This is a genomic window from Arthrobacter sp. G119Y2 (assembly GCF_038069765.1).
In the GTDB taxonomy this organism is placed as follows: Bacteria; Actinomycetota; Actinomycetes; order Actinomycetales; family Micrococcaceae; genus Arthrobacter_B.
The window spans coordinates 260,908-271,707 of the sequence record NZ_JBBPFS010000003.1 but is presented as its reverse complement, the minus strand read 5'-3'; the positions used below and the strand labels follow the sequence as shown (position 1 = coordinate 271,707).

Here is a 10,800-nt window from a genome sequence, read left to right as displayed (position 1 = left end):
TTCCCGCAGGTGGTGGGCTGTCACATAGGGTACTGCCGGTGCGCTGCTGCTACCTCCGCATCCGCTCGCCCGCCGGACTGCGGGGAACAGGAACGCGGGAGAGGAGGTGTGCCAGCAGGCCGCTCGGCGTTTCGCCGGAGCTGGCTGCCTTGCGGTCAAGGATGATGCGGTGCGCCAGGACCGGATCGGTCAGGTGCGAGATGTCATCCGGCAGGACAAAATCGCGTCCCGCCAGTGCGGCGTGTGCTTTGGCGGCGCGCAGCAGCTGGAGCAGGGCGCGGGGGCTGGCACCGAGCCGCAGGTGGGAGTGCTCGCGGGTGGCCTGGCCGATGGCCACGATGTATTCCTTCACGGCAGTGGACACGAAAATGTCGCGGACCCTCGCCGTCATCGCAGCGACTTCGCGGACGTCGACGACGGCGGCCACTTTGTCCAGCGGCGACGTCGACTGGTGGGATTCCAGCATCTCGATTTCGGAGCGCGTGTCCGGGTAGCCCATGGAGATGCGGGCCATGAACCGGTCACGCTGGGCTTCGGGCAGCGGATAGGTGCCCTCCATCTCGATCGGATTCTGCGTGGCCACCACCATGAACGGTTCAGCCAGCCGGTAGGTGCCCCCGTCCACGGTCACCTGGCGCTCCTCCATGCACTCCAGCAGGGCGGACTGCGTCTTCGCGGAGGCGCGGTTGATTTCATCCCCGATCACGATGTTGGAGAAAATGGGGCCCTGCCGGAACTCGAACCGGTGGGAGTCCTGGTTGTAGATCGATACCCCGGTGACGTCGGAGGGCAGCAGGTCCGGGGTGAACTGGATCCGGGTCACGGAACAGTCGATGGTCCGCGCGAGTGTCTTGGCGAGGAGCGTTTTTCCGACGCCGGGAACGTCCTCCAGCAGCACATGACCCTGCGCGAGCAGGACGGTGAGCACCAGGGAGGCGGCTTCCTCCTTGCCGTCAATCACCGTGTTAATGGAAGCAAGGATGCCTGAGGCTGCTTCGTGGAACGCTTCTGCCTCGGGCGGAGCGTCCGCCCGGCGGTTCCAGGCTGCCGGTTGCCCGGAGGCCGCCGCTCCCGGGGACGCCCCGGAATACGGTGCGGTGGCTGCAGCTGGATTTCGAGCGTCCATGGATACCTTCCAAGCCTCGGCAGATCGCACGGAGCCCGGGACCGGGAGCCGCTAGCGACGCTGAAAGCCTCCGCCCGGTTCGACAGCGGCCTTATGTCAGTACAGGTTACAAGCTCCTTTAGGGTTAAAGACATGTGTAATGACAGTGGTTATGTTCCGGGCGAAATCCCCGCCGAGTATCTGGACTTCGCGTCCGCTTCGGGGAAACCTTATCCTCCCGCACCGGAACCGCTGCCGGTTCCGGTCATCGACAATCACACGCACCTGGATTTTGCGCCCGGCCAGGCCGGTACCGCCGGCGTTCGGGAAGCCCTGGACGCCGCAGAGGCGGCGGGCGTCCGCGGAGCAGTGCAGGTGGGCACGGACCTGGAATCCTCCCGCTTCACCGTCAGCGTCCTGGACGCAGAACCCCGGCTGCTCGGTGCGGTGGCCATCCATCCCAATGACGCGCCGGTGCTCGCGGCCGAAGGAACCCTTGAGGCGGCACTGGAGGAAATCGAAGCCCTCGCCCGGCATCCGCGCGTGCGCGGCATCGGCGAGACCGGCCTGGACTATTTCCGCACCGGTTCCGACGGCGTCGAACGCCAGCAGTATTCCTTCCGCCGGCACATCGACATCGCCAAGCGGCTGGGCCTTGCCCTGCAGATCCATGACCGGGACGCGCACGACGACGTCGTCCGGGTCCTGCTGGAGGAAGGTCCGCCGGAAAACGTTGTCTTCCACTGCTTCTCCGGCGATGCCGAGCTGGCGCGGACCTGCAACGAGCACGGCTGGAACATGTCCTTCGCCGGCACCCTCACCTTCAAGAATGCAGGGAACCTCCGCGAAGCACTCGCCGTGGCGGAACGGCAGCTGATGCTGGTGGAGACAGACTCTCCGTTCCTGACCCCGCATCCGTTCCGCGGCCGCCCGAACGCCAGCTACATGGTCCCGTTCACCGTTCGGTTCATGGCCGACCAGCTGGGAGCGGACCTTGCCGAACTGGGCTCGGAGCTGGTGGCCAATACTGAACGCGTGTACGGCTCCTGGGAAGACACCGCGGCCCGCTGAGCTTTCCTTGAGCTCCTTTAAGCTCCCGGTGACCCGGGGCACACCTGTAACTTCCGTCACAGCAGGCTCAAAAACCTCGGGTTGCCCTCAGATCACGGTTCGGTTACGGTAGGGACCTATTAGCCGGGGTCGGGGAAGGCACCGGAACTAATACTGAACCACACACCGTCCTGTGAACAGTTGCGCGCTCATTTCCTTTTGAGATGCGGCGATGCCCCTGTGCCTGGTTGCGGTTGAGGTTCCACGCCTGTGCAAAGCTCCGCCCCGTGCGATCCGGGGAGAACGGCTGCCGCGCGCCCTCATCCCCGTGCCCGGACGCTCTTGACGTTTGGAATTTCGTGGCACATGCACTCGTGAGGCGTGGGGTAAAACTAACCGGGCAGGCCGTTGTTATGGTCGCCCTCATCCTGGGGATGGTGGCCTTTGTCGGCACCAACAAGTCCGTTTCCCTGACTGTTGACGGACAGAGCAGCGACGTCAAGACCTTCGGCGGCACGGTTGCCGAGGTCCTCCAGAAGGCAGACGTGCAGGTCAGTGCAGCGGACCGGGTAAGCCCGGGCCTGGACACCGAGGTAGCCGACGGCGCCAGCATTGAGGTATTCACGGCGAAAACCGTAGACGTCACGCTCGACGGTGAAGGCCACAAGGTCAGCACCACCGGTGAAACCGTGGCGGATCTCGTCTCCGAACTGCGCGTCGCTTCCAACTCGGCCGTTTCGGCTTCGCTGGACACCGCACTGACCGGGCTGGACGATCCCATCTCGATCTCCACCCCCAAGACCGTCACCATGGTCCTCGACGGCACGTCCTATGAGCGCCCGACGACGGCGGAAACCGTCGCCGAGCTGCTGGACGAGGCGGGCATCACCCTTGCCGCAACCGACCGCCTGACCGTTCCGGCCACCGCCGCCCTGGTGGACGGCATGGCCCTGAAGGTCACCCGCGTGCAGCCCGGGAACAAGGACACGGTTGCCGAGCCTGTGCCGTACGAAACCACCGAGGTACCTGATCCCAACCTGCTTGAAGGCGAGAAGAAGGTCACCGCCAAGGGCACTCCCGGCGAAATCGTCCGCGTTTTCGACACCGTCCTCGTGGACGGCGTAGAGGTCAGCCGAACCCTGGCCAGCGAAACCGTCGCCCTTGCGCCGGTTGCCGAGAAGATTGCCGTGGGCACCAAGAAAAAGCCTGCTGCTCCCGCACCCGCACCGGCGTCCCCCGGTAAGGCATCCCCGGGCGGCACAGCCCCCTCCGGAGGAACCTGGGCCGCGCTGGCTCAGTGCGAATCGGGCGGAGACTGGCACATCAACACCGGAAACGGCTATTCCGGCGGACTGCAGTTCAGCGCGTCGAGCTGGCTGGGAGCCGGCGGCGGCCAGTACGCGCCGATCGCTGCCGGGGCCACCCCTGAGCAGCAGATTGCCGTGGCCGAGAAGCTGCGCGCCAACGGCGGCTGGGGCCACTGGCCCTCCTGCGCCGCCAAGCTGGGTCTGCTCTAGCACCGCCCGATAGCCTGTCCTGCCGCTGTCCGGCAGCGGCGGACACGGACCGGGATCTGTCACCAGGTCCCGGTCCGTCCGGTTAAGCCCACTGCGTTTCCCGTCCGCGCCTGCGTTGCCAGCCGGCCCGCGTGGGCGGCGCGGTCCAGGGCGCCCGCGGTGACGAAGCTGTCGGCGCTCTTGTCCAGGAGGTCCACTGCCTCCCGGCTGCGGCCCAGCGCCGAGAGGCTGATGGCCAGATGCAGGGCGGTTTCGCCGGCATCCTGCGGCGACAGAGCTTCGCGGCGGTCGTACACCTCGCCCAGGGCACGGACGGCGGAGACATGGTTTCCGCCCAGCTGCAGCCACCGTCCGCGGCTGTGGAGAAGGGAGAGCGATTCCTCCTCGCCGCCGCCCACCACCTCCAGCGCCGTTTCGGCATGCCTCATGCACTCCAGCGTGGCGGCGTCGTGCAGCCCTTCGGCCAGGCGCATGGCAGCCGAAGCACGGTTGAACGCGGCCCATACCTCCAGGTCCGCGTCCGGCGTGAGGAGCGAACCGGCGCGGGTGTGGTGACGGACCCCGGCGGCCACGTCGCCGCGCCGGAAAGCGACGTTGCCCACTGCCCAGTACCCCTTGCCGGCAACCTGCCGGTCCCCGGTGGCTTCAAGCAGGGGGATCAGGAGGGTTTGGCAGTGCCCCCACGCCTCGTCCTGCAGTCCCCTTTCGGAAAGGGCAGCGGTCAGGGCCTGATACACCTCAATGAGCGCAGCGGTGTCCAACCGCGCTGACAGCCCCAGCTCCAGCGCCCGCCGGGCATGGCTTACCGCTTCGGGCAGACGCCCGGCGCCCTGGCATGCTGTCGCCAGCAGCGTCTCGGCCTGCGGACGCAGCGGCTGTCCTTCGGCTGCCAGCGGATGCCGGGCCAGCATTTCCGCCTCCGCCATGCACTCGGTGTACTGATGCAGTCTTCGCAGGCAGGCTGCGGAGAGGAACGTCAGTTCCCACCAGCCCGTCGGGTCACCCTCGGCCAGTGCGGCGTCGGCCGCCAGCCGGCAGTACCGCCGGGCGGTGCGGTAGTCCCGCTCATCCCAGGCCTGCGCCGCCGAGAACTCCAGAAAGGTCCGGCTGTCGGCTCCCGGCTGCGGCTGCGGGTATCCCTGCACAGCGGTGAGCCGCTCCGCCAGCAGGCGGACGGCCCCGCCCGTCGGCTCCCGGCGTCCCTTTTCCAGCGCCGAGATGTCCCGGGCGCCGAACACGTCCCCGCCAAGCTCAGCCTGGGTCAGACGACGGTCCGTACGCACCGTTTGCAGCCGTTTCCCAAAGGTTTTGCCCATTGCCATTCCCGCCGATCTTGGGCCCCGGGACACTTGAAGAGTGCCCCCGCGCAGAATGCTACCGAGCGCATTCCGGGGGCGGCAGAGTGCAGGCCTATTCTGGAAGGAAACAGCCAATGACGAGGATCCCGCAGCCTGGACGGGCCTTCTCGGCCGTCGGCAACTGGCCCGACTGAACGCCTGCTGGCCGCCGTCCTGCGGCCTGTGCGGGCAGACGGGCACGGAACCGCAGCGGCGCGCTCGGCTAGTATTACTCAGTGACTGAATCCGCTTCCGCCTCCCGTCCGCCGGTCAAACCGCTGCTGGGTGCCACCGATATCCGCGCCTTGGCCGATGAACTGGGAGTCCGCCCCACCAAGACGCTGGGTCAGAACTTCGTGATCGACGGCAACACCATCCGCCGGATCGTAGCTGCAGCAGGCGTCGGACCCGACGAAACGGTTCTTGAAGTGGGCCCGGGTTTGGGATCGCTTACCCTCGGGCTGCTGGACGCGGCCAAGTCCGTGGTTGCCGTCGAAATTGATCCGGTCCTGGCTGAACGGCTGCCGGCCACCGCTGCTGCCTGGCGGCCGGAGAAGGCGGACCAGCTCCACGTGGTCCTCGGAGACGCGATGCGCATCACCGAGCTGCCGGTGGAGCCTACGGCACTGGTGGCCAACCTGCCCTACAACGTTGCCGTGCCGGTGGTGCTGCACCTGCTCGAACGCTTCCCCTCGCTGCAGCACGGCCTGGTCATGGTCCAGGACGAAGTGGCGGACCGGTTGGCCGCAGTGCCCGGATCCAAGGTCTACGGGGTGCCGTCGGTGAAGGCCGCCTGGTACACCACCATGCGCAAGGCCGGCGTGATCGGCATGAACGTGTTCTGGCCGGCGCCGAAAATCGCTTCCGGGCTGGTCGGTTTCACCCGGCACGAGCCGCTGCAGACCACGGCAACCCGCGAAGAAGTTTTCGCCGTGATTGACGCCGCCTTCGCCCAGCGCCGCAAGACGCTCCGTGCCGCACTGGCCGGCTGGGCCGGCAGCCCGGCGCAGGCCGAAAACGCGCTCGTGGCCGCCGGAGTGGATCCGAAGGCCCGCGGCGAAGTCATCGACATCCATGCCTTTGCCCGGATCGCTGAAGCCAAGTCCGCCGAAGCGGCGGCCAGCGGCAACGCGGACGGCGCAGCATCGCAATAGGCAGCGGGTTCCGCATTAACGGCGCGGGCGGCCCTTCCTCTAAGTTGGAAGGTATGAGCGCAGCGAACATTTCATCCGCATCAGCCCCGGCGGCAGCCCCTGCCTCCGTGCGGGTCCGCGCCCCGGGAAAGATCAACGTCTCCCTGCGCGTCGGCCCCCTCCGGCCTGACGGGTACCACGGAGTCGCCAGCGTTTACCTGGCGGTGTCCCTGTTCGAAGAAATCACCGCCACCGTCACCGGGGAGCCCGGTATTACCGTCACGGTGGACAGCGACGGGCCGCTGCAGGTGCCCGTGGGGGGCATTCCGCTGGGCCCGGACAACCTGGCAGCCCGGGCTGCGCGTGCACTCGCCGACTACGCCGACAACCCCACGGGCGTGCACCTGCACATCACCAAGCGCGTTCCGGTGGCCGGCGGCATGGGAGGCGGTTCGGCCGACGCCGCGGCAGCCCTCGTTGCCTGCGATGCCCTCTGGAACACGAAGCTCTCCCGCGAAGAACTGGCAGGCATCGCCTCCGGCCTCGGCGCGGACGTTCCCTTTTCGCTGCTTGGCGGCATCGCCGTCGGGCTGGGGGTGGGGGACAGGCTTACACCCGCCATCTCCAAGACGCCGCTGCACTGGGTGCTGGTTGCCTCCGACGCCGGGCTCTCCACCCCGGCGGTTTACGGTGCGCTCGATACCCTCCGCGGGGAGCAGCAGCTGCAGGCGGCGGAGCCCGAAGACGTGGACCCGGCAGTCCTGGCCGCCATGCGTTCCGGGAATGCCCGGGACCTGGCAGCCGTTATTTCCAATGACCTGCAGGCGGCGGCGCTTCGGCTCGCCCCGGAGCTGGGCGCTCTGCTGAGCACCGGCGAACGGCTCGGCGCGCTGGCCGGCATGGTCTCGGGCTCCGGCCCCACCGTCGCCTTCCTTACCGAAGACGCGGCAGCGGCCTCGGCCCTGGAAGCGGCCCTGCGCGCCGAAGGACACCGTGCGCTGGCGGTCGAGGGCCCGGTTGCCGGCGCCCGCCTGGCCGCCGCCGTCGCCGACTGATTTTTCATACTGCGCAAGCACCCGTACATTCCTGACATCACAAGAAAGTAGTACCGATTGGCACACCTGCTTGGTGCTGAGAACCTCAGCATTTCCTTTGGCACCCGCACGATTCTGGACGGGGTTTCCCTGGGCCTGGAAGAGGGGGACCGGATTGGCGTCGTCGGCCGCAACGGCGACGGCAAGTCCACCCTGATGCGCCTGCTGGCCGAGCGGCAGACGCCCGACGACGGCCGCGTCACCCGCCGCCGCGACGTCACGGTCGGCTACCTAGACCAGTCCGACGTGCTCGACGGGGACCTCACAGTTGGCCAGGCCATCGTGGGCGACGCCGCCGACTACGAATGGGCCTCCAACGCCCGGATCCGCGACGTCATGAGCGGACTGATCCAGGAAGTGGACTGGAACGCCCAGGTCTCATCGCTCTCCGGCGGGCAGAAGCGCCGCGTGGCGCTGGCCAAGCTGCTGACCGGGGACGACGACGTCGTCATGCTGGACGAGCCCACCAACCATCTGGACGTGGAAGGCGTGGCCTGGCTGGCCAAGCACCTGAAGACCCGCTGGCGCCCGGACGCCGGCGGCCTGCTGGTGGTCACCCACGACCGGTGGTTCCTGGATGAAATCTGCACGCGCACCTGGGAAGTGCACGACGCCGTGATCGACCCGTTTGACGGCGGCTATGCAGCGTATGTGCTGGCCCGCGCCGAGCGTGACCGCATGGCCAACGTGGTGGAGGGCAAGCGCCAGCAGCTGGTCAAGAAGGAACTGGCGTGGCTGCGCCGCGGAGCCCCGGCCCGCACCGCCAAGCCCAAGTTCCGCATCGAGGCGGCGAACAACCTGATCGCCGACGTGCCGGAGCCCCGCGACACCCTGTCCCTGAACAAGATGGCCACCGCGCGCCTGGGCAAGGATGTGCTGGACCTCGAGGACGTGTCCCTGACCCTGGGCGACACCGAACTGTTCAAGAACATCACCCTGCGTCTGGCTCCGGGGGAGCGGCTGGGCCTGGTGGGCGTCAACGGCGCCGGCAAGACCACCTTGCTGCGCCTGCTCAACGGCGAAATTGAACCCACCAAGGGGCGCCTCAAGCGCGGCAAGACCGTGCAGACCGCCGTGCTGACGCAGGAAGTCAAGGAACTCGACGAAGTTGCCGACCTGCGCGTCATCGAGGTCATCGAGAACGAGAAGCGCGTCTTCAACGTGGGCGGCCGCGAACTCTCCGCCGGCCAGCTGGTGGAGCAGCTGGGCTTCTCCGCGCAGCGGCAGTGGACTCCGGTAAAGGAACTCTCCGGCGGTGAGCGCCGCCGGCTGCAGCTGCTGCGCCTGCTGGTGGGCGAACCGAACGTCCTGATGCTCGATGAGCCCACCAACGACCTGGACACCGACACCCTGGCAGCGGTTGAGGACGTCCTGGACGGCTGGCCCGGAACCCTTGTGGTGGTCTCGCACGACCGGTACCTGCTCGAACGCGTCACCGACCACCAGATGGCGCTGCTCGGAGACGGCAAGCTGCGCGGACTGCCGAACGGCGTGGACCAGTACCTCGAGCTGCGCGGCCAGGCCCTGGCCGCCAACTCCTCGGCGTCGACCGCGGCCCGCGGCTCCTCGCAGGCGGCCCGCGCCGCAGCGGCCGGTTCCTCGCGTCCGGGCTCCGGCGGGGCGGCGACCGCGGTGGCCTCCGGCTCCGGTGCTTCCGAGGCCGAGAAACGCATTGCCAAGAAGGACCTGACGCGGATCGACCGGCAGATGACCAAGCTCAAGGTTCAGATCGAGAAGGTCAACGCGCAGATGAGTGCCGCCACGGAGAAGTCCGGCGGGGCTGACTTTGAGCAGCTGGCAGAACTGAACAAGAAGCTGCAGACCCTGGCCGCGGAACAGGAAGACCTGGAGCTGCAGTGGCTTGAGGCATCGGAGAAGCTCGAGTAGGAGCCCCCAAGTAGGAGGCCCAGAGCAGGAGTCCCAGAGCAGGAGCTCCTCAGGGTTCATCCCTCAGGCTTCAAACCTCACTGGCCCGAACCCGGGCGGACATGCCGTTCCTGACGGTGTTCCGTTCCGGGTGCGGGCTTTTCCGTGCGCTGTTGTTCCCCCTTGCTTTCCCTCCGCTTTGGGGGAATCCCTCCGCTGCGCAACGGAGGGATTGCCCCAAAGCGGAGGGATTTCCCAAACTGGCAGGGGAATCGGCGGCAGCCAGGGCTCGGTCCGGCCTCAGGTCCCCGCGAGCAGCTGCGGCAGGATGTGGTCGCGCAGCAGCGGGGAAATATCGTCGCGGGCCAGCGCCTGCGCCGGATCCATCCACAGCAGTTCTTCGATCTCGGCTGCCGCCACCGGCTCGCGGGCCGGAACGCCGCCGGCGTCCGGAAGGGTGTAGGCGAACAGCCCGGCGTCGATAAAGGTGTTCTCCTCATTGGCTGCCGGACCGTACCAGTCCCCGAGGGCTTCGAGGTCGGACTCCCCAATATCCAGGCCGAGCTCTTCGTTCATTTCCCGTGCCGCCGCAGCGCTGAAGGATTCACCGGGCTCAAGCTTTCCGCCGGGCTGCATGAACTTTCCGGTTCCGCGCTTGCGGACCAGGAGGATGCGGCCGGCGGCGTCGCGGACCAGCACTGCTGAGAGGGTCAGGACCACCGGAGCTGCATTCGGAGCGGTGGCGGAGCCCGGTGCTGCGGCAGCCGGCTGCTCCGGAGCGTCCGGGACGGTTGCAGCCGGTGCGGCCGCGGCGGCGTCGGGGACGGTTGCAGCCGGTGCGGCCCGCGCGGCCCCGGCGGCCCCGCCGGCATCGGTCCCGGCCTCGGGGACGCCGTTGGGGAGCCCGGAGCGAGGGTGGTCCGGATGCATGTGCCGCAGCTGGGGGTCCTTCTGCAGGCCGGTCAGGCCGTTCCAGGACAGGTTGACCAGGTGTGCCGCCACCGTCGCCTTGTCCGGAGTCCGGGCGTCCAGCCACCACTGGCCCGTCATGGCGACCATGCCCACCAGCATCTGGGCGTACATCCCGCCCACTTCGGCGCTGAGTCCGCGGTTGCTGAACTCCTTGGAGAGGATGTGCTCCACATGCCCGGTAATCCGCGACAGCAGAGTGGCGAAGGTGCCCTCGGGCCGCGACGGCGGTGCGTCCCGCACCAGGATCCGGAAGCCGTCGGTATGGTTTTCGATGTAATCCAGCAAGGCGTAGGCGGCCCGCTCAATCAGGATGCGGGGACCGGCGTCGGCGCTCAGCGCTTCGGTGATGACGGCGAGGACGCGGTCAAACTCGCCGTCCACAACCTCGCTGTACAGCGCTTCCTTCGAGCCGAAATGCTCGTAGACCACCGGCTTGGAAACACCGGCCGCTGCGGCAATGTCCTCAATAGTGGCGCCGTCGAGCCCGCGCAGGGCGAACATGCCCCGGGCTACATCGATGAGCTGGGCGCGCCGCTGCACGCCGGTCATGCGCACTCGGGCGCCGCCGGCCGGAATTCTTACCACCCGAACAGTCTAAGGCCTGTCCGGGGCGCCCCTGCGGAGGCTGCAGAGCACCCCCAAATCCCGTCCCGGCTTCCAGCAGGGAGGCCGGGGCAGCAGCCCGAGACCGCCGGAGGGCAGAGGGAAAAGGCCTCAACTCGCGCC

At 67.9% G+C, this 10,800-nt stretch carries 7 protein-coding genes and 2 pseudogenes; 5 read left to right on the top strand and 4 right to left on the bottom strand.

From position 1 onward, the window contains the following. Positions 1-49: 49 nt before the first annotated feature. Positions 50-1,126, bottom strand: coding sequence for an AAA family ATPase (locus WKB88_RS07765; protein WP_341393964.1), 1,077 nt, complete (start codon positions 1,124-1,126; stop codon positions 50-52). A gap of 132 nt (positions 1,127-1,258) precedes the next feature. On the opposite strand from WKB88_RS07765, the gene WKB88_RS07760 reads away from it, so the two are divergent. Beyond that, entirely contained in the window at positions 1,259-2,176 is a 918-nt protein-coding gene (locus WKB88_RS07760) for a TatD family hydrolase (protein WP_341393963.1), read from the top strand. 392 nt (positions 2,177-2,568) lie between these two features. Further along, positions 2,569-3,672, top strand: coding sequence for a transglycosylase family protein (locus WKB88_RS07755; RefSeq protein WP_341393962.1), 1,104 nt, complete (start codon positions 2,569-2,571; stop codon positions 3,670-3,672). 59 nt (positions 3,673-3,731) lie between these two features. Here WKB88_RS07755 and WKB88_RS07750 read toward each other — a convergent pair whose 3' ends face one another. Then, positions 3,732-4,988 carry a helix-turn-helix domain-containing protein gene (locus WKB88_RS07750; protein ID WP_341393961.1) on the bottom strand — a complete coding sequence of 419 codons (1,257 nt, stop codon included), beginning with the start codon at positions 4,986-4,988 and terminating at the stop codon, positions 3,732-3,734. 257 nt (positions 4,989-5,245) lie between these two features. Between WKB88_RS07750 and rsmA the strand changes: the two genes are divergently transcribed. The 3 genes from rsmA to WKB88_RS07735 are packed head-to-tail and all read left to right on the top strand — an operon-like array spanning position 5,246 to position 9,123. Continuing rightward, the gene (gene rsmA, locus WKB88_RS07745) at positions 5,246-6,163 is read left to right on the top strand and encodes a 16S rRNA (adenine(1518)-N(6)/adenine(1519)-N(6))-dimethyltransferase RsmA (protein ID WP_341393960.1); all 918 of its coding nucleotides are present in this window, start codon (positions 5,246-5,248) and stop codon (positions 6,161-6,163) included. Positions 6,164-6,216: 53 nt separating this feature from the next. Beyond that, positions 6,217-7,197 carry a 4-(cytidine 5'-diphospho)-2-C-methyl-D-erythritol kinase gene (locus WKB88_RS07740; RefSeq protein ID WP_341393959.1) on the top strand — a complete coding sequence of 327 codons (981 nt, stop codon included), beginning with the start codon at positions 6,217-6,219 and terminating at the stop codon, positions 7,195-7,197. Positions 7,198-7,254: 57 nt separating this feature from the next. Continuing rightward, complete coding sequence (locus tag WKB88_RS07735; protein WP_341393958.1) at positions 7,255-9,123, top strand: ABC-F family ATP-binding cassette domain-containing protein; 1,869 nt, start codon at positions 7,255-7,257, stop codon at positions 9,121-9,123. Positions 9,124-9,402: 279 nt separating this feature from the next. Here the strand turns inward: WKB88_RS07735 and WKB88_RS18225 are convergent. Beyond that, positions 9,403-9,792, bottom strand: a pseudogene (locus WKB88_RS18225) (NUDIX hydrolase); the annotation flags it as partial. A 243-nt stretch (positions 9,793-10,035) separates the two neighbouring features. Further along, positions 10,036-10,623: pseudogene (locus WKB88_RS18220) on the bottom strand (TetR/AcrR family transcriptional regulator); the annotation flags it as partial. Positions 10,624-10,800: the final 177 nt, after the last annotated feature.

What these genes read in the sequence shown, in the direction of transcription:
- WKB88_RS07750 (WP_341393961.1), bottom strand. Translation starts at nt 4,988, where the DNA reads ATGGGCAAAACCTTTGGGAAACGGCTGCAAACGGTGCGTACGGACCGT.
- WKB88_RS07755 (WP_341393962.1), top strand. Translation starts at nt 2,569, where the DNA reads ATGGTCGCCCTCATCCTGGGGATGGTGGCCTTTGTCGGCACCAACAAG.
- WKB88_RS07760 (WP_341393963.1), top strand. Translation starts at nt 1,259, where the DNA reads ATGTGTAATGACAGTGGTTATGTTCCGGGCGAAATCCCCGCCGAGTAT.
- WKB88_RS07765 (WP_341393964.1), bottom strand. Translation starts at nt 1,126, where the DNA reads ATGGACGCTCGAAATCCAGCTGCAGCCACCGCACCGTATTCCGGGGCG.
- WKB88_RS07740 (WP_341393959.1), top strand. Translation starts at nt 6,217, where the DNA reads ATGAGCGCAGCGAACATTTCATCCGCATCAGCCCCGGCGGCAGCCCCT.